Raw genomic sequence first — 23,805 nt, 5'->3', positions numbered from 1 at the left:
CGCTCCATCGCATACCGCTTGTGGAATGTGGCTGCGCAAAACATGCACACCACGCTACAGTTTGTCGTTTACCCCTTATTCTCACAGCTCTTTCTGATGCAATAGACAGCAAGGCATAATGGGGTGCAGACCCTACGCTCGCGAAGGGATGCGAGTTAAGGGTTCACCTGATGGTGTGCGCGGCAAGTGGGCTGTGTGCGCCTGACTATGGTCGTCGACAAGAGCTGTCGGCGGCTCGCCTTGATCTCTGCGGAGATTCAAGAAGGAGGCAGACCATGCTGCAAATCAACATGGCTGATGTCGTCAACGTCTTGAAGTCGCTTATACCATATTTGGTGGTAATCGGCGTGCTTCTGGTGCTGGCTGTCGTCATCAGCGTCGCCGTCAATAAAAAGACGGTGAAGAACGTGGGCACACGCAAGATGGTGCGTAGCCAGACATGGCTGATCGTGATGGTTGCGATTGTGGCCGCAGTGTCGACGATGATGAACGGGCCGCTGGTCACGCTGCTCAACAACGCGTCGGCCCAGAAGTACGAGCTGCAGGATTCCACCAAGGCTCGCGCCCAGAAGATGGCTGAGGACGTGCAGGCTGAAGGCATTACCATGCTGCAGAACGACGACTCCAACCTGCCTCTCAAGGGCAAGAAGGTCAACGTGTTCGGCTGGGCTTCCACCAACCCCATCTACGCGGGCACCGGCTCAGGCCAGATGAACGACCAGTACAAGACGGTCTCCCTGCTCGACGGCATGAAGAACGCCGGCCTGCAGACCAACACCGAGCTGTCGGACATGTACACCAAGTACGCTCCCAAGCGCCCGGTGGCCAAGGTCATGTTCGGCCCCGAATGGGATCTGCCCGAAGTTCCCGCCAAGCAGTACAGCACGCAGACCGTGGACAACGCCAAGAAGTTCTCCGATGAGGCTGTCGTGGTGCTGGCCCGTCAAGGCGGCGAGGGTCTCGACCTTCCCACCAACATGAAGGCCGAAGGCGTTCCCTACAACAACAACTCCAAGGACTATGAGGACTTCAAGGACGGACAGTCCTTCCTCGAGCTCGATCAGACCGAGAAGGACATGATCGACCTGGTCACCAAGAACTTCCAAAACGTCACCGTGGTCTACAACGGCGGCAACGCGATGCAGCTGAGCTTCGTCAAGGACTACCCGCAGATCAAGTCTGTGGTATGGTGCCCGCCTGCCGGCCAGACCGGTTTCAACTCGCTGGGCAAGGTGCTTGCCGGTAAGATCAACCCTTCGGGCAAGACCTCCGACACCTTCCTGCAGGATGTGAAGAAGGGCGTCACCAACAACAACACCGGTGACTTCAAATACACCAACGTGGACGACCTGGCGCAGGAAGTGCGTGGCTTCAGTGGCAAGACCAACACGGTCAAGCCGACCTTCGTGAACTACACCGAGGGCATCTACGTGGGCTACAAGTTCTATGAGACCGCCGCCAAGGAAGGCCTCATCAACTACACCGACTACGTGCAGTATCCCTTCGGTCACGGCCTGAGCTACACCAAGTTCGACCAGAAGATGGGCTCCATCTCCCACTCGAACGGCAAGGTCTCCTTCGACGTGACCGTCAAGAACACCGGCGACAAGGCCGGCAAGGACGTCGTCGAGGTCTACTACAACCCGCCGTACACCGAGGGTGGCATCGAGAAGTCCAGCGCCAACCTGGTCAAGTTCGACAAGACCAAGGAGCTCAAGCCCGGTGAGTCCCAGACCCTGAAGATCTCCTTCAAGGACGACGACATGGCTTCCTACGACGAGAACAAGGCCAAGGCTTACGTGCTGGAGCAGGGTGATTACGACATCTCCATCAACTCCGACTCGCACACCGTGCTGGATTCCAAGACCGTGAACATTCCGTCCACGATCACCTACAACTCCAAGTCGAAGACCCACAACGGCGACAAGACCGTGGCCACGAACCAGTTCGACGAAGCCAAGGGCGAGGGCGTCACCTACCTGTCCCGCGCCGGCCACTTCGCAAACTACGCTCAGGCCACCGCCGCTCCGACGAACTTCACCATGAGCGACAAGGTCAAGAGCGAGTTCACCAACAACGGCAACTTCCAGAAGGCGTTGAAGAACAACGACTCCGACAAGATGCCGACCACGGGTGCGAAGAACAACGTGCGTCTGGCCGACCTGCGCGGCAAGGACTACAACGATCCTGAGTGGGACAAGCTGCTCGATGAGCTGACTATGAAGGATATGGACTCCCTGACCGCCAACGGCGGCTACGGCACCCCCGCCGTGGACTCCGTCGGCAAGGTACAGCTCACCGACGCCGATGGCCCGGCAGCTCTGAACAACAACTTCACCAAGGTCGGCTCCATCGGTCTGCCGTCCTCCGTGTCCGTTGCCTGCACCTGGAGCCACAAGATCGCCAACGACTTCGGCAAGATGATCGGCGACATGGCACACGACATGAACGTGACCGGTTGGTATGCTCCTTCGCAGAACATCCACCGCAGCCCGTTCTCCGGTCGTAACTTCGAGTACTTCTCCGAAGATGCCGTGCTCTCCGGTTACCAGGCCTCCGGTGAGATCGCCGGTGCCGAGTCGAAGGGTGTGAACGCTTTCATGAAGCACTTCGCGCTCAACGATCAGGAGACCAACCGTAACAACATGTGCCTCGAGTGGGCCAACGAGCAGGCCATCCGTGAGGTCTACCTCAAGTCCTTCGAGATGAGCGTCAAGCAGGGCGGCGCCACTGCCGTCATGAGCTCCTTCAACTACATCGGACCCACCTGGTCCGCTGCAAACCCGAAGCTCATGACCACCGTGCTGCGCGACGAGTGGGGCTTCAAGGGCTTCGCCGTCACCGATTACTTCGCGGGCTACGGCTACATGAACGCTGACCAGGCCGTGCGTGCCGGCAACGACACCATGCTGGCCACCACGAAGACCTCGAACCACGTGACGGACAAGTCCGCCACCTCGGTCAAGGCCATGCGTCAGGCCTGCAAGAACATTCTCTACTCTTCGGCCAACAGCTGGGTGTATGAGAACGGCGAGCCCAAGGTGCCGACCCCGATGTGGAAGACTGCGATGTACGTGGTCTGGGCCATCGCGGCAGTGCTCTTCATCGTCCTGGAGATTGTGGCCTTCCGCCGCTTCTTCAAGCGTCGTGCACAGAGCAAGGCTCAGGTAGCTGCGGCCACGGCTGCGGCAGAATCCGAGCCGGGACAGGAGTAAGCCTCCATCCCGCACCGTTCTCGCTCAGGCTTCCTGAAAGCCTGATTTGAGAGCAGGGGCAAACCGGTCTCCGGCTTGCGCCAACGCTAACGGGCAGTTGCAATTTCGGTTGCGACTGCCCGTTTTGTATGTGCTGGCGGATCAACTTGCTAGCTACCTGTTCTGCACATGCCGATAGCCGCGCATGATGAGCGTGGAGGTCTGGCTGATATCAGAGTGTCTGACTTAAGAAGGCCTGATTTAAGATACGTCCGGCATAGCGTTGAGTAGACTTGACTGCATACTGGCATATGGTTCGATGCCGAACCGGGAAGTAGGGGAAGATGCGTCGGTTGGATTTCAATGACGGGTGGAGTTTCCGGCACCTTGACACGGATGAGCCTTATGAACCAGTCACTCTGCCTCACGACGCCATGCTTGCCGAACCGCGCGCCCAGCAAGCTCCTTCCGGTCGCCATGCAGGCTGGTTTGAAGGGCGCGACTACGAGTATGTCAAGCGGTTTGTGCCCGAACCTTCGTGGCAGGGGATGGCGCTGCTGCTGGAATTCGAAGGTGTATACCACAACGCCGAAGTGTGGGTGAACGGCGAACGGTTGGTATTCAGGCCGTACGGGTACACCAATTTCTATGTCGACCTCGAAGACAAGCTTTATTTCGATCGTGAGAACGAGATACGGGTAGTGGCTCGCAATGCCGATCAACCCAACAGCCGTTGGTATTCAGGCGCTGGCATCTACCGTCCGGTGGGTCTATGGGTGGGTCCCGCAGGCCACGTGGAAGTCAACGGCGTGAGCGTTGCCACAGTGAGTGCCGACCCTGCGCGTGTGCAGGTTACGGTTCAGGCTACGGTGCCGGGTGAGGCGAGGGTGCGACTGTATCCGCTGGATGATGAACCTGACACCTGCGCTGCCGAAGGAACCGTGGACCTGCCTGCGGGCAAAGGTGCTGTGAAATTGGAAGTTCCGCAAGCCCGGCTGTGGTCTGTGGACGAGCCAAATCGTTACCGCTGCCGTGTGGATTTCCTGCCAGCAGCGGCACCGTCCCAGCAAACCGCAAGCCAGAGCGATGCCGCAGAGGTCACCTTCGGCATCCGAACACTGGAATGGGGCGAACACGGTCTACTGATCAATGGCGAACGCGTCATCCTCCAAGGAGCCTGCGTGCACCATACCAACGGTATTTTGGGGGCGGCGGCCTATCCGCAGGCCGAAGAGCGCAAGGTGAGCTTACTCAAACGGCAGGGGTACAACGCCATACGCTCCGCCCATAACCCGTGCTCAAAATCCATGCTGGAAGCGTGCGACCGCCTCGGCATGCTGGTGGTGGACGAATACGCCGACCAATGGTATATCCACAAAACCGCATACGATTACGCCTCCCAGCTGCCCCACTGGTGGCGCGCCGACCTGGCGGACATGGTGGCAAAAGACCGTAACCATCCTAGTGTGATCATGTATTCCACCGGCAACGAAGTGAGCGAAACCGCTCAACGAAGAGGCATTCGGCTGGCAGAGGAGATGAGCGAGCATCTGCACCGGCTCGACCCCACGCGCCCGGTGACCTGTGGCGTCAACATCTTCTTCAACCTGCTCAGCAGTCTCGGGTTCGGCCAATATTCCGATGCGAAGGCGCGGCATGAGATCGAATCGGCGCACAAGCATGAAGCTCACCAGTATGTGCCCGGTGAGAGGCCGAAGAACGGTGCGGTGCGCAGCATCGTTAGGCATGGTGCGCAGCGTGCCGGCACCGCCGACGTTCAGCGTGCGGTCGGCAGCGAATTCTTCAATCAGATGGCCGGGCTGCTTGGTGCTGATGTGATGAAAACAGGAGCGGCATTGCCTGCCTGCGACGCGGTGACCCGAGATGCCTTTGCTCGCATGGATGTGGCCGGATACAACTACGGCATCACGCGGTATCGCAAGGATTTGCAGCGATACCCACAGCGTCTCATACTCGGCACCGAGACCTTCTGCTCGGATGCATACGAGTTTCGGGAGCTGGCCAAAGCGAATCCCAGGCTCATCGGTGACTTCGTCTGGGCAGGCATGGATTACCTGGGCGAAGTGGGCGTGGGAGCATGGGAGTGTGACGATTACGCAGACTTGGGCAGCGACTTTGGTTGGGTTTCAGCGGGATCGGGCCGTCTCGACCTCAACGGATCGCCGCTTGGGGAAGCGCTATATACGAGGGTTGCTCTCGAAGAGGAGTCCGGGCCGCTTATTGCGGTCAGGCCGCCCACGCATGTTGGGAGCAAGCACTCGCCCAGCGCGTGGAAAATGAGTGATGCCGTACCCTCGTGGAGCTGGAACGGGTGCGACGGGATGCCAGCCTATATAGAAGTGTATGCGCGCGCCGCCACAGTGAAACTATGGCTCAACGGTAAGAACATCGGTACACGGCGACTGCACGGCGGCTGTGTGGCCCGATTCGCATGGCCATGGGCTCCCGGCGTTCTGGAAGCAGCGGCCTACGATGCCCGTGGTGTGGAAATCGGACGGCACAGGCTGGTCAGCGCAGGGGAGGATACCGAACTGCGGCTGGATGTGGAAACCGGGACTGCACAACAGCGGGTAATATTCGTCAACGTGCGCTACACCGACAGCCAAGGCACAATCAAACCCATGGCTCGCGGCACGCTGCACGCACAGGTATCTGGCGACGCGCAACTGCTGGCGTTCGGCAGCGCCGCACCATTCAACCGAGGCAGTTATCTCAGCGGTGAGAGCGAAACCTACTTCGGTCAGGCGCTCGCTGTGGTGCGAGTCGGAGGGTGTGACCGTCCCACTCTGACCGTGAGCGATGGAACCCATTCAGTCATGTGCGCGTTGTGACGAGGTAGGGTTTTCCATATATTAGCGGCATTGGCATCGGCATCGGCAGTGGCTTTGCGCGCTGCGAGAGATGCGAGAGATGCGAGTGCCCCTCCGGTTTTTCTTGACCGGAGGGGCACGTTCAGTCGAAGCAGAGAGCCTGGTAAACGAGGCTATTGCTACGAGACTTGTTCAAACTGTTGCTTGAGCGGCAGCACTGCGCTCTGCTTGTCGGAGAGTTCATCGCTCGCCTTCATGTTCTTCACGCTAGAAGCCGGCGCGTAGATGACTTGCACGTCAGCAGGCTTGGCTAAGCCGAAGTTCGTCACTGGGCAATCTAGCCCAGCAGTGCCCCAATTGCGTGCGCTGTTGTAGTAACAAGTCCTTAGGGTGATGGAGGGCAAGGTGAGTGCGGGAACGGTGGCGGTGTCAGACCAACTATGGCCGCCATCCACGGAAACTTTGTATCCAGACATTCTCGGCGCATTGACTGCCGGCAACTGGCTGGTCGGAGACCATTGATCCAAACCAGCCGACGTGAAGGCAATAGTATTGGTGAAACGTTGCAGCTGTTCGCTTTGATTGTCGCGCAACCGAGAAGAAGGTGCAGAAGTCCAACTGTATGCCCCGTAATATCCCACGCGTTGTGTGCTGTTCGATATGGGTGCTCTCCGCCACCACACGGCATTTCCCTTGGCGTCTTTGACGGTGACTTTGATGCTGCGTTGGGCCACTGGCTGCTTACCGTTAGGACTGTTACGCAGGAAGTTGGCACCTGCGGTAATCGAGTCTTTAATCATGCGGTATTGCACAGATGTGTTCAGGCTGCCATCCAGCATGGAATTAAGACTGTCATTATTGTACTGCATGACCAGCGGGCCGTTGATGTAGTCTCCTCTGCTGTCTGTGGATTGCGTAGGGTCGAGAGGATGGGTCAGTCCAAGGACGTGGCCGAGTTCGTGATTCATGTGTCTGACCCACGCCTTGTTGACAAGATCGATCCAGTATCCGTTGGCTTCCTCAAATGTTGAGCCTTGCGTGCATTCAAGATATGCTCCGCTTCCGCACCAGTTCCAACCCACTGCTGTGGTACGCTGCTGGCTTGGTTGAGTTTCATTGTCACGTTCGAAAGAGTATCCGCGAGTAAAGAACCCTCCTGGTGTGGCTTTCTTTGCAAACTCGGCAATATCGTCGTTATAAGAAGTCGTATTGATATTGAGTGTCTGATGGTTGGCTGATGCGGCGACTCCCTTGCGGTAATCGGTCGATAGCTGGAGGCATTGAATATAGTCACGTTCGGCGTTGGCAACGATTTTCCCGGATTGGTTGGTTGGAGTAAACGTGAGTTGTGATTTGAGCAGGAAGAAGTCCTTGCCGAGCAGCAAGTTCCAATTTTGCATGGAGCGTTGAAGGACTCCTGTCTTTAAGAAGGCGGCTACGTCAGCCGGTACTGTTTCATCGTTGAAGATGATGTGAGGATTATTGGAGATGAGTGAGAGCTGTTCTCCCAACGATGCATAGCTGGAAAGCCAGCTGAAAAGGTTCGTTTTGCGGTAGCACAGGTGCAGTGAAGCGTAGTTGTCGTTATCTGCGCTGCACCAGTAGGGAATCTGTGCGTTGTAGTCCTGTTTGACACCGTTGATGGAGATGCCGTCGGTGGTGCCTTGTGACGAGGGGGAGGCTTTAACCGCACTGGATGTGTATGTGGGGTTTTGCTGGGGAACCTGTACGCTGGAATTTTCAAGGAAGGTGATGCCTGGAATGGCCACGTCTCGTGGAGCTTCGCTGAGTTGTCCAGCAGGTACGTTTTCGGAATGTCCGGGGCGGGGCTGGGAAGCGGCTCGCGATGCTCCGCCAGAGGAAGAGCGAGTGGTTGGATTGTCTGGCGATTCTTGGGTTGTTGTCACTCCGATAAGCGAATCAATGTTGTCGGTTTGAAGATCAGTATCTTGGCTGTTGGGTTGTGATAGCGCGGTTGGGAATGACAGTTCCGCTGGTTCCGCAGCCTGTGCGGTCAGTGGTGCTGTCAGCCCTAGGGTGAGTGTTGCGGCTCCTAAAGTGGCGAGGAGTCGTTTTGAGTTGAGGTGTGTCATTGGAGTGCCTTTGGTTGAGGGTGCAGGTGTATTCACGCACTGCTATCAGGAAGGGGCACTGCTCATCTGTTACATCTCTAAAACTACTTTTCCCTGCCTGAATGTGTGAATCATCTGGAACGCGGTTGCGTTCTGTTTCAGTGTATCAGTGATGAGCCGATGGGAGACGGATATTGCAAGAATATGAGACTGACGCTGCAACTTCATGGTGCGGGTGCAACAGTACATGGCTGCAATGGTATGTTGCCGTAACGGTGCATGGTCGTAACGGTGCATGGTCGCAGGGCGCAATACAAAATTGTCCCCTCCGGCCAGAGCCGAAGGGGACAATCTCTGAATTCAGTTGTTAGTGCCTAGGCACTGAGCGGTGAGGCTCAGATGGCGGCAGCTACAACCTGCTTCTGCATCTTCTTCTTGTAGAAGGTCAGCGTGCCAGCGGCACCCAGGAGCACAATGGCCACGATGACGGCGAGAATGACGCCGGCGCCACCGGTCATAGGCAGCTGGGTGATGCTGTTGACGGAGTAGACGGTCACCACGTAGAAGGCAGTTGCGCCATCGATGTCGGTGGGGGTGCTGTTGGCCGCTACGAGACCCCAAGCATCGCCACTGTTGGTCCAGTTACCGTGAGTGGATACCGTGCTGGTGGAAGGATCTACAACCTCGTCAACGGTGACCGTGAACTCGGGCTTGAAGGTGTTGGAGTAGCCTTCGGGGCCAGCGGTCTGCGTGATGGTGTAGGTGCCCTTGGGCAGGTAGGTGATCTGCAGGATGCCATCGGCACCGGGATCGGTCACGGCAGCGCGAGGCACAACCATCTCAGTCACGGACTGAGCGGTGATGGCGGCACCTTCGGCACGGACGTACTCGCCGTTAGCGCCGAGGTTGAAGGTGACAGGGTTGCCAGCGGCATCCTTCATGGTGTACTTGGCGCCGGCGATGAGGCTCTCGTCAGCCTTGGACTTGTTGTCGAGCTCAAGCTTGTAGGTCTTGGCGCTGGGGGTACCCTGGGGGTAAGTAGCCTCGGTCGTGTAGCACTGAGGATCCTGGCTGGAGACGGTGGAGCAAGCAGTGTAGCGAGCCTTGTTGGACCAGCTACCGGTACCATCGTCAACTACCTTCATCTTGTAGGTGATGGTGATGATGGAGTCGAACTCGAGACCCTGATTCTTCACTGCGTTCGAGAGATCGAAGATGATCTGCGAAGTACCGTCGCCGGTCCAAGGGCTAGCGGGATCGGGAGCCGGAGTGCCCTCGATACGAATGGAGTAGTCACTCGGGGAGAGCACTGCTTCAGCAGCGCCCTTCTTCGTGGCCTTGATCTCAACATTGGAGGAGCCTTGCCACTGCAGACCGGTGCTCGGCGTATCCTTGATGAGCAAGGTGTAATCAGTAGCTGCGGCGGTGTTCGGCACGTGCTGCTTCAGTGTGTAGGTCAGAATGCTGCCGGGGCCTTCGGCGCCGGTTGCATTCGATTCCTTGGTCAGGCCGGGCTTCTCGTTCTTCATGTTGATGACGCCCAAGGGCTGGGCAGTGAAGGAATAGCCGCCAGTCTTCTGAGGAGCGGTCGCACCGTTGCCGACCGTGGTGCCCACAAGCATGGGAGCTGAGGAGCTGTGGCCAGTGGCAGGATTGGTGGAAGGCATGGCAGTGGTGTCAATGACAACGTAAATGCCCTCAGTGAGACCCGGAATGGAAACCGAAGCCGCGCCGGCTGCTGCTTCCGTGGTTTCCGTAGCTGCCGCAAGCGCAGCCTTGAAGGATGCGGTGTTCTGCAGCTTGGTCACGAAGTGGCGAAGAGCGCCGTCATAAGCGTGAGCGCCGTTCGACGTGGTGTCGACGTTGTTGGTGGCGGAGGCATCGGTATAGCCGAGCCAGTGCTCAGCAACCTGGCCGATGGCGTTGCCGGTGTAGTGAGGGTCAACTCCAGCGGTGCCGCCCGTGAAGCCCATGTTTTCGCCAGCAGCAGCCATCTCGCCGAGTACGGCGGCGGCATCGCTCTGGATGGCGGGGACGGTGTTTACGGAAACGTTGGTGAGGTCGGTGCCGTCGGTCTCAGCATCGGCGTATCCGCCAACCTGCACGGCCTTGAACTTGTGGCCGGACAGAGGATTGAGGGCATCTGAACCATTAATCGTGATAGTAGCACCGGAGCCAACAGGCAGTACGGTGGACGCAGCCATGGCGGAGCCGCTGACTGCAGTCAGGCCGAGCGAGGCGGCAACGATGGTTGCCAGACCCAGCGAGAGCTTTGATGATTTCTTCAATGTGAATCCTTTCAGGAAACATTTGCTGTACATGATTGGGCGAGCCCTAAGCCGCCCGCCCTGTCCAGGCGAATGAATCGTTGATATTATTCATGAAACTTTCGTTGTTATGTTTCGTAGCGCGTGCCACTCAGCATAAGTTTCAGGCTTCATAAGAAAGATTAGCATGCTAAGGTGCCTCCATTTTCCTCAAATTACCGCCATTTTTCAGACGTACAGTAGGAAACTGTCTAGTAAAATATGTGCTTACCTGAAAAAAGCCTGATAAAGCATAAAATAAATAGACATATACACGAGCGGCGACTATTGAGAATTTCTAAAATGTGATGCAAGTCACAAAAAGGAGTGATGGACTTCTGGTTTTCTGTTGATATATCAGCCTTTTGTGATGAAAAGTATCCTGAGAGAAAGCTGGGAATCGAACTCTTCCTCAGTGGCTCTCCATGTTGCAGGTTGCCGCATACAGAGGTAGAATCAAACTTTGCGTTTGCGCGGCCTGAAATCCGCGTTGTTGTGTATTGGGACATGATGGGAGGCCTACTGTGGACTGGCATGCTTCGGTGTATGGGTCAAGGACTGGTGGCTCCGGTGGATTTGGTGTTGATCCCACAGAATACTCCTTCAGCGGGTTTGATGAAGGGTATGAATACGACGATACCTCATATGAAGACGACAATGAAACCGGCTCCACGTTTGGTGCCGCAGGCCATCATCCGGTATCGGATACCACGCTTAAGGCTAGCGCTGGCAATGCTTTCTACCGTGCGCAGGAGATTATCGACAGTGGGCGCATGAACTCGTTGAACTGTGAATCAGAAGGAAAAGCGCTCCAACTGAGCTGTTCTGTGGATTCTGCAGGGCTCGACGGGGAATACGCAGTGTGGGCGAAAATCGACGAAACGCGCGGTGAAATCGTCGATTCGAGCTGTACGTGCCCGGCATATGGCAGGTATGGAAAGACGTGCAAGCATGTTGTGGCTCTCATCATGCGGTACAATCGACGTCCGCAGGATTTCGATCCGCAAAACCCCGTGGGTGCAAGGAACGGTTCTGAATTGTCTCTCCAAGCAGGCAGAAGAGTACGTAAGCGGACCTCATATACGCTGCAGCAGTTTATGGCGGCGCAAAGTTCGGCGCAACAGGAACAGGCAAAAAACCGGCAGCTGGAACTGCTCAAAGCCGTGGGCAGCAAAGCTTCGGGAGAAGGAATGGCTGGAGCTCAGGCAAGTCTCACCGTGACCCCCGGCAGCGTGGTGCTTCGCCCCTTGCTTGAGGATTTTCGTTCGGGACGTTGGGGTTTGCGCCTGCACATTACCGTCCCGCGGCGCAACATCTCGTATGTGGTCAAAGATATTTACAATCTGGTCGACGCAGTGAAGAACGGTAGGTTCTTCTCGTACGGTAAGAAACTGGCGTTCGTGCATACACGCGATGCGTTCGATGAGCGCAGTCGTGAGCTGCTGCATTTGGTGGAACGGGCAGTGGAGATTCGCAGTTCCATCACTCTCGGATACGATTATTACAGAACTAAAAGCGACAATGCGCACGTGGAATTGTCCGACGATGAGGCGGCGGAACTACTGAATCTCTATGTGGATCAGGATGCCACATTCGACTTTGCGGCCAGTGGCGGATGGCATACGGCGGCTACCCCCATGCATGTAGTGGACGGTGACCCGGACTTGGGCATTGAGATTGTGCCGAGTGATGTTCGTGATGAAGCCGGGCGCCGGACGGGTGTATCTGGCTCATATGGTGCCTCTGGAGTGAGGAATCGGCAGGCGGCCTCTCCTAGTGGGGGGCAAGGGTATGTGATTCGTCATCGGTTGAGCGTGGACCGGTTCATTGTGGGGTCTGTGGCGTCGTTCGTCATAGTTCATCCCAGCGGCGAAAGTGCGCTGCATGGAACGCAGGGGCAGGCCGTCCATCGGTGTTCGCAGAGCATGGTCGCCGAGCGTGAAGTGCTCACTGTGCTGTGTTCGCCCAGTGGTTCTGTGGAGGGCAGCGAATTATATTTGGAATCACGCGATGTGGAGGAATTTGCGCGCACGGTGTTGCCACAGCTGGTTCCTGTGCAACGCAAGCAGACAGATATGAATGGGCTTGCGGCGCAAAGCGAGATTGAGGGGCAAACGTCGTCGCATCAAGCGGATCATGACGCACTCGTGTCTGCCTCCACAGATTCCGGTACCGGTGTACAAGCACATGGAGCTGTGGTGGTGGTGCCTGATGAACTTTTGGCGTTGCGCCAGACTCCGTGTGAGATCGAGACTTATCTGGACCGTGACGAATACGGAGTGACCTGCGACATTCAAGCGCGCTACGGCGAAGAACGATTCCATGTCTTTCTCGGCATCGGCCCCAACGAGCCGTTGACTCGAGATAAAGACACCGAACGTTTGGCTGTGGAAGCTGCCCGTCATTACTTCCCGGCGCCGGACGGTATCTTTGCGCGAATTCGTGAAAGCGACGACGACGCCATATATAAGCTGCTCAACGAGGGGCTTCCCGTATTACGCAGCATTGGTCAGGTGTTCTGCACGCCTGCGTTTGATGGGTTGCGCACCGTCTCTCATCCGGTACTGAAATTAGGCCTGAGCGTACGTTCGGGGCTGGTTGAGATCTCGCCGATCGCCGATGAAATCGACCCTGCGGAAGTGCCGGCACTGCTCAAAAGCTACCATAAACGCCGTCGGTTCCACCGTTTGAGCAACGGAGCGTTCGTGGATTTAAGCCAGATGGACGCCAGTAAGCTCGACGAGGTAAGCGCTGACTTGGGGCTCAAACCCGGAGAACTTTCCGCCGGTCCAGTTGCCGTGCCAGCGTACGAAGCCTACTATCTGGACGCACAAGCCGACGAAGACGATAAGAGCGACGAATTCCGCTCCTATTTGAACGGAATGAAAACCGTTGATGCGGCGCGTTACCAAGTGCCCGAGTCTCTTAAGTCGGTGCTTCGGCCTTACCAGCAGGAAGGTTTCCGCTGGCTTAATGCGGCCTGGGACAAAGGGTTTGGCGGCATCCTTGCTGACGAGATGGGACTGGGGAAAACCGTACAGACGTTGGCGTTCCTGCTCTCCCGGGTCGATGAACAACGCGGAATAGGGCCCAATATTATTGTCTGCCCGGCGTCACTGGTGTATAACTGGGCCGCAGAATGCGAGAAATTCGCATCCGGTCTCAACGTTGCCGTGATGGCAGGGACGAAGAGTGAACGACGAGACGTGCTGCAACGCGTCGCGGCAGCGCAGAAAGATTCTGGCAAGGATTCGAGGAAGGTCGCGGACGCTGGCGGCGGCAGCGACGATACCGGCAACGGAGACGATACTCGGGTGCGCGCCGACGTGCCAGACGTACTGATTACCTCCTACGACTTGCTGCGTCGCGATTTGGAAGACTACCGTACTCTGCGCTTCTCGTGCATGGTGCTCGATGAGGCGCAATACATCAAGAACCACACCACCAAAGCCTCGCAGGCGGTGCGCAGTCTCAATGCGCAGCACCGGTTCGCGCTCACCGGCACGCCCATTGAGAACCGGCTTTCCGAGCTGTGGAGCATTTTCGACTTTCTTATGCCAGGCATGCTTGGATCATACAAGCATTTCCGGGAGCGGTTCGAGATGCCCATCATGAGTGGCGATGCCATAGTACAGAAGAAGTTGCAAGCGTTTGTTGGTCCATTCATTTTGCGGCGACTCAAATCGCAAGTGCTCAAGGATCTGCCCGACAAGATCGAGAACGTCATCACGGTACGATTGGAAGGCGAACAGCGCAAACTGTATGCAGCACTGGAACAACAATTGCGCGCCACGCTCAACAAGCAGCGAGACATCGAATTCAAAACGGGCAAGATTCAGATCTTGGCACAGCTGACCCGCCTGCGCCAAGCGTGCTGTGATCCGCGTTTGTTGTTTGACAACGTAGGCGTAAACGAAGTGAAACATGAAAGCCGGGCATGGGGGGCACCGGCACGAGACACCGCTGTGGACGAAGTGGAGGCAGGAGCAGCGCTTGATGCCGAGGCCACAGCCGCCGCAACTGCAGGCAGTGACGGCAAGCGTGCGCGAGCTGTGCCGTCGGCAAAATTGGATGCGATCGAAGAACTGGTGTCCAGCTGCCAGGATGCGGGGCAGAAGATGCTGATCTTCTCCCAGTTCACCAGCTTCCTTGACTTGGTGGCGCAACGGTTGCGGCGCGCGCACGTGGAGTATTACACCATCACCGGTGCCACTGCCAAACGCAAACGTCTTGAACTGGTCGACCAGTTCAACGCAGACTCCACTCCGGTGTTCCTCATCTCGCTCAAAGCCGGCAACACCGGTCTCAACCTTACGGGCGCGTCGGTGGTAGTGCATGCCGATCCATGGTGGAATGCCGCGGCACAAGATCAGGCCACGGACCGCGCCCACCGCATCGGTCAGAAAAACGATGTGAACGTGTATCAGGTGGTGGCCAAAGACACCATCGAAGAGCGCATTCTGGAAATGCAACGTACCAAAACCGATCTGGCGAGCCGATTCGTCGATGAAGCCAGTTCGAATTCCAGTGGCGGCATGGCCAAACTCAGCAAAGACGACCTGCTGGCGCTGCTGGGGTGAGACCGGCGGACGTTTTTGGGGCGCGGGCTGCTTCTATAACTGTGATATGCCGGTTTTGTTGTTTTGAGATGAGTGTCTTCATTGGTGGCCCTCCGCACAAGTGCGGAGGAAGGGGGTGGCGACGCTACCGTAACCCGCCCTTGTGCAAGGTGAGCGCGGGGCGTTGGAATGTCACGTTCTCGTCCGGATGTGGATTGTGTGATGTAACTGCCATGATTCTGCCGAAAGACAGGTCATGGATCTCTTGAGGAACCAATCCAGTTTCCTCGCTGAGCGTGCGTATCGAAATGCCTTTTTTCCTGTTTGACTCAGCAATGAAATTGAAAATCGTTGACTGTTCCGGTTCAATGCCGCGTGGTTCGGCGGTGCGATATCCCAATGAGGTGAGTTGTGAACAGACTTTTCGGTATGACCAGTCGGAGAGGCGGCCTAAATCGTGTGCACGGTGCGCCATAGCCATCGCAGAGACCTTGAAATATCGTTTTGCGTTGAGGATTTCTTTTGTTCCGCCCTCTGGAGGTATGAGGGACAGTACACGGTGCGCGGGCATGAGTAGTGCTGATGCGAATGCATGAGCCTCTTGCTCAATATCGCGCGGACGTGCTTTGTGGTGTGGAGCAGAGGCATCTGCGTCGAACGGGCGCTCACTCAACCCTGACTCGTGCATGACAAGATGGCCTAATTCATGCGCGATGTCGAAACGTATACGTTCTGCTGATTTTACAGTATCCACAGCAATGTATGGAGTATCCTGGAATACAAAGCTGAATGCATCGACTGCCTCATCCACGGGGGGCAAAGAAAATATCCTTATACCGTGTGATTCGGCTAGTTTGGTAAGGCTAGGCAGTGGATTTTCTCCATATCCCCAATCGCTGCGCAGCAGGGAGGCTGCATCCTGAGGGGAGAGGTTCTCTCCATTGGTGATGTCGAAGTTCAGTGGTGGCAGAAAAAAGTGTGCCTCAATCCAAGCGAATAACAGCAAGGCATAACGACCATGTCCGACTGCAGATTTCCGCTGTAAAGCAGTGGATTTTCGCATTGAACGGAACCAAACCTGACTTTCGTCAAGGTCGGTGACATGCAGTGTCTCTGGAGTGATGTCGAAATATGAGGGCATGACGTTGAGTGCCTGCGCGAGGTGTGTTCTGCTTTCTGCTGGGGCACCTGTCTTTTCGTAGTTTGATATGGTGCGCTCCGTGACACCCATGGCGTCGGCAAGACGAACTTTAGTCAGTCCGGCCGCTTCTCGCGCACTGGTGATTCGCCCGGGGTCAAGCAGGGAGCGGTGGGGATTATCGCTCGGAAATGGAGACAACGATATTCTCTTCTCCATTGCCGTCATCGTGGTGCTCCTCCATTAATTGCTCGGGATAGGAAGTATTCAAGCCTACCGGGTCAAGGATTATACGCTCACTCCACCCTTGAACGATATTGTTTGTGCTGACCGAGGATGGGAGCGATACTTCGATGTGTGCGGTGTCGTCAGGATTTTTGTGATAGACAATCAGCCATAGCGTCCCATGTTGCGCTATCTCTCGCCGGATAAAGAAACTCGAGAAGATGTCATCCTCCGCGCTGTTGCCTTCTGCACCTCTGTTGCGGTGGTGTTGCATAGGCTGACGCGAGGATGGGCTGAGGGGTCTTTCGCGCGTGAAAGGTTATGGACGACGGCAAAACCAATTCCGAGTCGTGAATGATAGGCGCGAGGGGAGGCGTTGATGTCGGTGAGGAGTTGTGCATCCCATTCTGGAAGGATGTCAAGGCTATCGCGCAACGCTATGACGAAATGATGATAGAACATCGCGCCTTTCGCACTTTGCTGTGCGTGCAAATCATCGATTCCGGAAGCCTCGCGCAAGGCGAGCGTTGCGGCTGATCGTATGAGGGAGGCAGGGAAGCCGAAACGGCGTTCTATTTCTGCGTCAGCGTCATCGTGCTGCACTCTCCGGTAGTTGCCGGCGAAATCTGCTTGTATTGTTCCCATCGCCCCCTCGATTCTATGTAGAAAACCGGAAATATATGAACTATGATACATGTGCGGCTACGTATGGTCAACTTGATGTGTGGATACTGCGTTTGATGTTATTGAAAACTCGCATAACGGCGTCTGTGGGTGGCGCTCATCCAGGGGTCGGGCCGATAGGTGGAGTCGAGATCGTCAGGCGGGATGGTGTTGATGTGAGTGGTTGCGGTACTCGCAGACATGATTGAATCCAGAAATACCGTAGCTCCTTCAGCGAGGCGTTCGGATATGTCTCGGGAGGAGCCTGCCTCGAATGGGTATGGAGCCGTGCACCAGACAGGGTTGACTTCCAAGATAACGGGTTTTGAGGGGCGGGATGACAACTGATCTAAAGCGTTTGACGAGAATGCGACAATCATGCTGGCAGTGCCGATATGCGCGGCTTGAGCGGCCTGCTCGGCGGCTTGCAGTGCCGTGTCTCGGTATGACATATGGAACCTGGCGCCGTCGAACACTGTTGTGACGGACTGTTCCTGGCTGGTGCGCTCGGCAAGGCCGATGCTGCCGGTCGGATGATGGACGCAGTATCCGCTTGCGGCAACGGCACGCCCTGCATGTACGAGAACGCACCATTCTTCACGAATGGAGGCAACATGGCCGTTGAGTTCGATGACGGATTCGGCAGGGGCTGGTGAGAGGTCGTGCTGCAATTCGTTCAACGTGCGGCGGGCGGCTCGAAATCCTGTGATGCGGCCCTGACGCAATCCTGACCATGGGCGGCTGCCAAGAGCGGACGGATAATCGGACCAACGGCGTATGGTGCCGACATCAGCAGCGATGCAAGCGCGTCCCAGTAGGTGTTGCTGCACATGCTCGGCCCAATCCGTACGAGGGGTTGCCAGCTGCAGATCGGATGCGCCATGCCTGGTACGCCACGCGTTCAACGCAACCAATAACTCGGGCGCAATCCACACGCCGTCCGTCTTTCCGATATCTTGCAGTGGGGATAACCCATGGTGGGTGTGCAGTTGGTATCGCGGTGGGTGCAGCCTTGCGTTGAGACTGGTAAATTCGTTGCTTACCCAAGTGAGCGGGCTGATCACATGGAGTGTGCTTGGCTCTTGCATGGTGCTTCCCTTCGTTCACAGGTGACCATTGCTCTCGCATATTCCATTGTATGGTGCGTATTTCCTCCAAGCGCAACGCGTGCAACACGCATGGGAGCATACTAGGCTGGGATGTGGAGACGGGTTCGTCGGCTGGCCTGAAACGTTGGTGCCGTGCGGATTCGTGCATGTGAATAACAAAGGAGTAATCATGGTCAAGATAGCTGTATTCGTAGGGTCACTGCGCAAGGACTCCTTCAATAAAAGTCTGGCTGAGAACGTCGAACGCTTGCTGCCCGACGGTGTGGAATTCACCTATGTGAACATGGATCTGCCGCTGTACAACCAGGATCTGGACGATAGCATGCCGGCCGAAGTGTTGAACTTGAAGCGGACAGTGGAGGATTCTGACGGTGTGCTGTTCGTCACCCCGGAATACAACAGAAGCTTCTCAGGCGTGATGAAGAACGCTATTGACTGGGCTTCGCGCCCTTGGGGCAAGAGCTCGTTTGCTGGCAAGCCTGCTGCGATTATCGGTGCGTCCATGGGCGCCTTGGGTACGACTCAAGCACAATCCCACCTGCGCAACGTGGCGCTGTTCCTTGACATGAAGCTTATGGGACAGCCGGAAGTGTATTTCAACGCGGCCTCAGGGCTGGACGATGAAGGGAATGTGGTTGAGGAGTCGAAGGACTTCCTGCGCAAGTTCGCGCAAGCATTCGCTGAGTTCGTGGAGAGCAACAAATAGCCGTTTGCATAGCGTGTTGTGCCTGAGCGTTTCGTATGGTCGGCGCTTCTGCTAAGCTTCTTGATGCTGGCGTTCGCGCCGGCGTGGGGCTGTAGCTCAGTCGGTTAGAGCATCGGACTCATAATCCGTCGGTCCTCGGTTCAAGCCCGAGCGGCCCCACTTAGCGGTGTGTCAGTTTTCTGTTTGCCTAGTTTGGTTTGTGTGCGGCATGAGTGACAAACCACCGACAGCGTCTGTTCACGCTTTGTGAGCCCGTACTTCACGGCCTGAGGCAAAACGGTCGAGTGCCCCGGTTTTGGCAATGGCGAGGAATAAGAACCAGCTCATCACTCCGGCGATAACGATGCCACCGATGATCTCGCACACCATGTGCGTGATGCCGCGCGGACTGAGGAACGCCACGCCTTGGAAGCGGAACAGAAGCACATAGATACCGTATTCTACCGCGGTGAGTGCTCCGGAAACAACGGTGAGAATCAGGTTGAAACGGCGGTAGCGCATCAGTGCGAACGGAATTTCGGCGCACAGTCCTTGCAGCAGCGCTGAGATGAACACGAACGAGAACGAATACTGGTTGCCGAACAGCATTTCTGCACTGCTACCCACAAAATTGACGAAGATTGCCGCGCCGGGTTTGCGAATGATCAGTACGGCGAGTGGGCCGGAAAAATACCAGAAGGCATGCAGCAGACTGGCGATGCCGGGTAGGATGGCTCCGAGCAGGGGCGACAGTGCGGAATAGGCGAAGTTGAATCCCCAAAACACCACACCACAGGCCACGCCTAATGCTGCTCCGACGGCGATGTCGGCGGTTCTCCAGCGCAGGCGATGTGATGTGGGTGAAGCAAGTGGTGAATGTTGAGATGGTTGAATGCGATTTTGGGCATGGTTGTCCACAGTGTTCCTCGTGTTTCAGCTGCGCACAGTGTATGAATAGCAGACGTCCCCTTGACCTGCGCAGCCCGGGCGGAGACGCCGGTTGCCACTCTAGCAGTAAAGGCGTCTGCGCAACGCCTGTGTTCGTAAATAGGTAACACAGGTGAGATTGAGCACGATATCATTCGAATTTATAGCAACGCTGGCCAATGCGCTAGCTAGTCCAAGGTGCTAGTTAGTTCAATGTGCCGTTCATGAGCGCTGTGAGTTCTGTGCGGTTGCGCACGCACAGGACTTGGAAGATATGGCTTATGTGGTTCTTGACAGTGCCGGTGGAAAGGAACACGGCTTTTGCGATTTCCGAGTTTGTCTTGCCGGATGCAACGAGATAGGCTATTTCGCGCTCGCGTTCGGTCAGCTCATCAAGCAGCGTTTGTGCTTCGAGAGCAGGTGCGGTGCCGAATGACTTTGGCAGGGTAGAGCTGGTGTCGGTACTCGCGAATATCGCATCGGGTGCAGCTGTGCGTGAGCCGTTGGCAATCACCTGCATGGCGCGGGGTACGGCGCTCGCGCCAAGTACCTGTCCGCCGGTTGCCGCCGTGCGGATGGCCTGTTCGAGGTCGGCTGCTGAAACGTCTTTCAGTAGGTAGCCCACGGCTCCGGCCTTGAGTGCGTTGATCAAGTTGTCGTCCTCGTCGAACGCGGTGAGCAGGATGCACTTGATGGTGGGGAAGCGCTGGTCGAACTGCGCGATGAGCTCCGGTCCGCTCGTCCCTGGCATGCGTGCGTCCACGAGTGCCACGTCGATATCCGGGTGAGCCGCGGCCAGGTCGAGCGCTTCGGCGGCATCGCGTGCCGCCCCGACCACTTCGATGCCGTCCATGTCGTCCACGAGCAGCGAGAGCCCGGTGCGTATCAGCTCCTGATCGTCCACGATGAGCAGCCCGACCACGCCAGATGTTTGCTCATTCATCCGTACTCCCATGCCCTATGACGCAATACCAAAAGTCTGTGTGAAACGTAACTTTCTCTAGTATAGTAGGGAACGTTTGAAAAGAAGGGAACTTTTCCTATCTACTAGGGAAAGTCATCTCGATGCCCTGTCCAGCAAAGACGCTTGTGTGCTTCGCGTCAGCCTCACGCTTGGCGTTGCGTCTCTTGTTGTTCTTGTGCCAGCAAGGAACCCAGCACTTTAATCTTCTCGATATGTTTGGCTGCGTGAGCGCGGGCTGCAGCCGAATCGTCGCCCATGCTCAGCTCGTCCACGTACACCAGCTCGGCATTATCCACGCCGCAGTAGTGGTGGAACATGTAGTAGATGATCTGCTTGTAGAGTGCATCGTGAATGCCGTTGTCGCGGTACCACTGCTCGGAGCTGCCGGTGAGCATGATGACGCGGAAGGTCTTGTCAGCGATGGCGCTCGGGCTTTTGTCCGGATTGTAGCCGAAATGACGGCAGAGCACCCGCTCGGTGAAGCCTTTCATCATCGCCGGCATGGTGCACCAGTAAATCGGAAAGACCAGCGCGATCACGTCGGCATCCTCGATCTTGCGCTGCAGTGCCGCCGCGTCCTCGGGCATCGGGCCTTCGTTCAGGTATTGCTTGCGGTCGGCCAGGGTGTAGGTGGGGTCGAAGCCGATTTCGTGCAGGTCCACGAACTCGGTGTCTGCGCCGGCCTCGGCCCCTCCCTCCAGGAACGCCTTGCCTACGGTTTGCGTCAGTGAGTTTGGCTCGGGATTGGCCGTAAATGTCAGTAATTTGGTCATACGCTCATTCTAGTTCCGTTCATGCTAAGCGGTTCAGCCATGGTATTTCAGGGTTCGATATGACTTTCGGCATATCACTCACTGTGCTGTAAAGCGGCAAGATAGTAAGCGAATGGTTGAACTATGGCTATGAGCGTACAGGAGGGAATTTCGATGATGAGCGCTGATGTGGTGAACGGTTCGGGTGCGCAGCCCGGCGCCATGGTGGTGGCGCAGCATCTGGGCAAGAGTTTCGTTTCCGGCGACGGGACCGCCACGCCGGTGTTCAGCGATCTTGCCTTCAACGCAGGCAACGGCATGACTGCCATTACCGGCCCGTCCGGCTGCGGGAAGAGCACGTTGCTGTACTGCCTGTCCGGGTTGGAGCCGATTTCGCAAGGTGGCGCTTGGGTACTGGGTGAGGCGATTCATGATAAAAGTCAGAAGGATTTGGCGCTGTTCCGCCGTTCGCACATCGGTTTCGTGTTTCAGGCCTACAATCTCGTCCCGTCCATGAACGTGCGCGACAACATTGAACTGCCGCTCAACCTCGCGGGTCGCAAAGTAAACCGGGCGGCTGTTTCAGAACTGATTGCCAAGTTCCGTATGGATGGTCATGAAAAAGACGCCGCCGGCTCCCCCTCGGGAGGCGAGCAGCAGCGGGTGTCCCTGATTCGCACGCTGGTGGCCGACCCTGACGTGGTGTTCGCCGACGAGCCCACCGGGGCGCTCGACCAGCGTACCGGGCAGCTGGTGTTTGACGAGCTCAAGGCGTACTCCCACCGGCCCGGCAAATGCGTCGTCATCGTCACCCATGATCCGCGACTGGCAAGCCTCAGCGATGTGGTCTATACCATGCGGGACGGCAGATTCGTCGGCGCGGCGGATATGCAAGCTGCTGCGCCGCAGGGGGCGCGCGCATGAAGTGGGCATGGAATGACCTCAAAACCAACAAGGGCATCTGGGCCGGGGTGCTGCTGGTGCTGGTCGCTGTGCAGACCATCCTGTGCGCCTTGAGCGTGAGCATGGGCGTCAACGACTACTACATGGGGCTTTCGGTCAAGACGCGCGACCCGGCCAAGTATCTTGCCTCAGGCTTAAGCATGGTGTATGCCACGGCCATCGCGCTGGGTTGCTTGGTCATCATGCAGACCTTGCAGGCCTCGATCCGGCAGCGCAGGCAGGGGTTGGCTTTGCTCTCGCTCTTAGGGGCCACGCCTCGGCAGGTGTTGCTCATCACCATGGCGCAAGTGCTGGTGCTGACCCTGCTGGCGTCGCTCGTCGGTGCGCTCGTCTCGCCATTGCTTGCCCCTCGGATCATCGATTTCTATTCTCCTGGTGCGCGTCTGCCTGTGCCGTTCACCTTTACGTGGCGCAATTTCCCGCGTTCTGTGCTGACCGGGCTTGCTACTGGGGCCGTCGTGGCCTTGCTGGCCACGCGCCTGACGCTGAAGGAACTGGAGCAGATGGTCCCGGTCCAGATGCTGGCTCGCGCGCAGGGCGATGCTCCTCAAGCAACTGCCACGCGTGTGCGAGGCAAAGTCGCGTTTGCCATGGCATTGCTCGTTCTTGTGATGCCGATCGTTCTGGCTCTCTATCTTTCGCGCGGCAGTTCTCAAGCGTTGAGTAAGGAGCAGGTTGTCACCGTCCTCAATTTCATCGGTTCCGGCCCGGTGCTGGGCATCATTCTACTGCTCGTCGCCTTGGCCCGTGCTGGCGGACCGGTTATCGGCGCGATCACCAGATTCTGGACCCGACTGGTGCCGGTGAAGTCGGCCATCTGGAAAATAGCGCGCTCGCAGGCTGCGGTGCGCAGCCGTGGCAAGGCGTTCAGTGCCACCATTGTCGCTCTGGCGTCATGCATTTTTCTGGCCGCCGGTATGCTCGCGGCCGGTCAGACCAGTACCGCCGCAGTGCGAGCCGTTCCGGGTTTGGAGAACCTCACGTCCGGCGGTCCAAAGGAGATACTGTCCGGCCTGTGGGCTGCGCTGCTTATCGCTTTCATCGGCGCTCTCGCCAGTTTCGCCATATCTGCCAGCGAGCGCAACCTCGACCTGGCCCTTGTTTCCGTGGCTGGTGCAAGTCCCGACCAACTCATCGTGCTCTCTGTCTTGGATGGCTTCATCCTCATGATGACCAGTATCATCATCGCGCTCGGAGAAACGGTCATGGTTGCGCTCCTCACCGCAGTGGCCTATATGCCGATATCCGGCAGCTTCGCACCCGTCGTTCCGTGGGGCCTCCTCGCCGCCGTGAGTGCGCCAATCGTCGTCATTGGGTCATTCGCCACATACGTGACAGCGCGCAGCGCCCTGCAGGAGTCGGCCATCGCCACCATCCAGACCACCATCGGCGAATAGCTGAGTGCGAGTGGTGTGTA

Annotated in this window: 14 protein-coding genes and 1 tRNA gene; 7 read left to right on the top strand and 8 right to left on the bottom strand. The window is 57.0% G+C overall.

The window, feature by feature from the left end:
• The first annotated feature begins 275 nt into the window (after positions 1-275).
• Both ACSYSO_RS06405 and ACSYSO_RS06400 read left to right on the top strand, forming a co-directional pair.
• Positions 276-3,215, top strand: coding sequence for a glycoside hydrolase family 3 protein (locus ACSYSO_RS06405; RefSeq protein WP_489799883.1), 2,940 nt, complete (start codon positions 276-278; stop codon positions 3,213-3,215).
• Positions 3,216-3,538: 323 nt separating this feature from the next.
• On the top strand, positions 3,539-6,046 hold the full coding sequence (locus ACSYSO_RS06400; protein ID WP_491701709.1) for a glycoside hydrolase family 2 TIM barrel-domain containing protein: 2,508 nt from the start codon (positions 3,539-3,541) through the stop codon (positions 6,044-6,046).
• Between the two features lie 158 nt (positions 6,047-6,204).
• Here ACSYSO_RS06400 and ACSYSO_RS06395 read toward each other — a convergent pair whose 3' ends face one another.
• Complete coding sequence (locus tag ACSYSO_RS06395) at positions 6,205-8,118, bottom strand: hypothetical protein (protein WP_491701708.1); 1,914 nt, start codon at positions 8,116-8,118, stop codon at positions 6,205-6,207.
• Positions 8,119-8,492: 374 nt separating this feature from the next.
• Entirely contained in the window at positions 8,493-10,385 is a 1,893-nt protein-coding gene (locus ACSYSO_RS06390) for an isopeptide-forming domain-containing fimbrial protein (protein ID WP_491701707.1), read from the bottom strand.
• Positions 10,386-10,927: 542 nt separating this feature from the next.
• On the opposite strand from ACSYSO_RS06390, the gene ACSYSO_RS06385 reads away from it, so the two are divergent.
• Complete coding sequence (locus tag ACSYSO_RS06385) at positions 10,928-14,983, top strand: DEAD/DEAH box helicase (RefSeq protein WP_491701706.1); 4,056 nt, start codon at positions 10,928-10,930, stop codon at positions 14,981-14,983.
• A 124-nt stretch (positions 14,984-15,107) separates the two neighbouring features.
• Here ACSYSO_RS06385 and ACSYSO_RS06380 read toward each other — a convergent pair whose 3' ends face one another.
• From ACSYSO_RS06380 to ACSYSO_RS06370, 3 genes are all read right to left on the bottom strand, one after another.
• Entirely contained in the window at positions 15,108-16,328 is a 1,221-nt protein-coding gene (locus ACSYSO_RS06380) for a helix-turn-helix domain-containing protein (RefSeq protein ID WP_491701705.1), read from the bottom strand.
• A 186-nt stretch (positions 16,329-16,514) separates the two neighbouring features.
• The gene (locus tag ACSYSO_RS06375) at positions 16,515-16,970 is read right to left on the bottom strand and encodes a hypothetical protein (RefSeq protein ID WP_489760481.1); all 456 of its coding nucleotides are present in this window, start codon (positions 16,968-16,970) and stop codon (positions 16,515-16,517) included.
• Between the two features lie 98 nt (positions 16,971-17,068).
• Positions 17,069-18,076, bottom strand: a complete 1,008-nt coding sequence (locus ACSYSO_RS06370) for a hypothetical protein (RefSeq protein ID WP_489799897.1) — start codon at positions 18,074-18,076, stop codon at positions 17,069-17,071.
• 190 nt (positions 18,077-18,266) lie between these two features.
• Between ACSYSO_RS06370 and ACSYSO_RS06365 the strand changes: the two genes are divergently transcribed.
• Entirely contained in the window at positions 18,267-18,803 is a 537-nt protein-coding gene (locus tag ACSYSO_RS06365) for an NADPH-dependent FMN reductase (RefSeq protein WP_489760479.1), read from the top strand.
• Between the two features lie 85 nt (positions 18,804-18,888).
• Positions 18,889-18,962 (top strand) — tRNA-Ile (locus ACSYSO_RS06360).
• Between the two features lie 78 nt (positions 18,963-19,040).
• Here ACSYSO_RS06360 and ACSYSO_RS06355 read toward each other — a convergent pair.
• The 3 genes from ACSYSO_RS06355 to ACSYSO_RS06345 form a co-directional block, all read right to left on the bottom strand.
• Positions 19,041-19,676, bottom strand: coding sequence for an ECF transporter S component (locus ACSYSO_RS06355; protein WP_489760484.1), 636 nt, complete (start codon positions 19,674-19,676; stop codon positions 19,041-19,043).
• A gap of 238 nt (positions 19,677-19,914) precedes the next feature.
• On the bottom strand, positions 19,915-20,652 hold the full coding sequence (locus ACSYSO_RS06350) for a response regulator (protein WP_489760477.1): 738 nt from the start codon (positions 20,650-20,652) through the stop codon (positions 19,915-19,917).
• A 164-nt stretch (positions 20,653-20,816) separates the two neighbouring features.
• Positions 20,817-21,446: an NAD(P)H-dependent oxidoreductase gene (locus tag ACSYSO_RS06345; RefSeq protein WP_489760475.1), complete on the bottom strand. Its 630-nt coding sequence runs from the start codon at positions 21,444-21,446 to the stop codon at positions 20,817-20,819.
• Between the two features lie 123 nt (positions 21,447-21,569).
• Here ACSYSO_RS06345 and ACSYSO_RS06340 point away from each other — a divergent pair, with 123 nt between their 5' ends.
• On the top strand, positions 21,570-22,349 hold the full coding sequence (locus ACSYSO_RS06340; protein ID WP_489799903.1) for an ABC transporter ATP-binding protein: 780 nt from the start codon (positions 21,570-21,572) through the stop codon (positions 22,347-22,349).
• Positions 22,346-23,785: an FtsX-like permease family protein gene (locus ACSYSO_RS06335; RefSeq protein WP_489760472.1), complete on the top strand. Its 1,440-nt coding sequence runs from the start codon at positions 22,346-22,348 to the stop codon at positions 23,783-23,785. Before ACSYSO_RS06340 ends, ACSYSO_RS06335 begins: the two co-directional genes overlap by 4 nt.
• The last annotated feature ends 20 nt before the right edge of the window (positions 23,786-23,805 follow it).

Source organism: Bifidobacterium sp. ESL1130, assembly GCF_058507935.1.
The sequence above is the reverse complement of the archived record's forward strand: the minus strand, read 5'-3'. Positions and strand labels throughout refer to the sequence as shown.

Excerpts from the sequence above, each read along its gene's own strand:
- ACSYSO_RS06350 (WP_489760477.1), bottom strand. The coding sequence starts at position 20,652 with ATGAATGAGCAAACATCTGGCGTGGTCGGGCTGCTCATCGTGGACGAT.
- ACSYSO_RS06380 (WP_491701705.1), bottom strand. The coding sequence starts at position 16,328 with ATGACGGCAATGGAGAAGAGAATATCGTTGTCTCCATTTCCGAGCGAT.
- ACSYSO_RS06340 (WP_489799903.1), top strand. The coding sequence starts at position 21,570 with ATGGCTATGAGCGTACAGGAGGGAATTTCGATGATGAGCGCTGATGTG.
- ACSYSO_RS06405 (WP_489799883.1), top strand. The coding sequence starts at position 276 with ATGCTGCAAATCAACATGGCTGATGTCGTCAACGTCTTGAAGTCGCTT.
- ACSYSO_RS06400 (WP_491701709.1), top strand. The coding sequence starts at position 3,539 with ATGCGTCGGTTGGATTTCAATGACGGGTGGAGTTTCCGGCACCTTGAC.
- ACSYSO_RS06365 (WP_489760479.1), top strand. The coding sequence starts at position 18,267 with ATGGTCAAGATAGCTGTATTCGTAGGGTCACTGCGCAAGGACTCCTTC.
- ACSYSO_RS06375 (WP_489760481.1), bottom strand. The coding sequence starts at position 16,970 with ATGGGAACAATACAAGCAGATTTCGCCGGCAACTACCGGAGAGTGCAG.
- ACSYSO_RS06370 (WP_489799897.1), bottom strand. The coding sequence starts at position 18,076 with ATGCAAGAGCCAAGCACACTCCATGTGATCAGCCCGCTCACTTGGGTA.
- ACSYSO_RS06335 (WP_489760472.1), top strand. The coding sequence starts at position 22,346 with ATGAAGTGGGCATGGAATGACCTCAAAACCAACAAGGGCATCTGGGCC.
- ACSYSO_RS06395 (WP_491701708.1), bottom strand. The coding sequence starts at position 8,118 with ATGACACACCTCAACTCAAAACGACTCCTCGCCACTTTAGGAGCCGCA.
- ACSYSO_RS06345 (WP_489760475.1), bottom strand. The coding sequence starts at position 21,446 with ATGACCAAATTACTGACATTTACGGCCAATCCCGAGCCAAACTCACTG.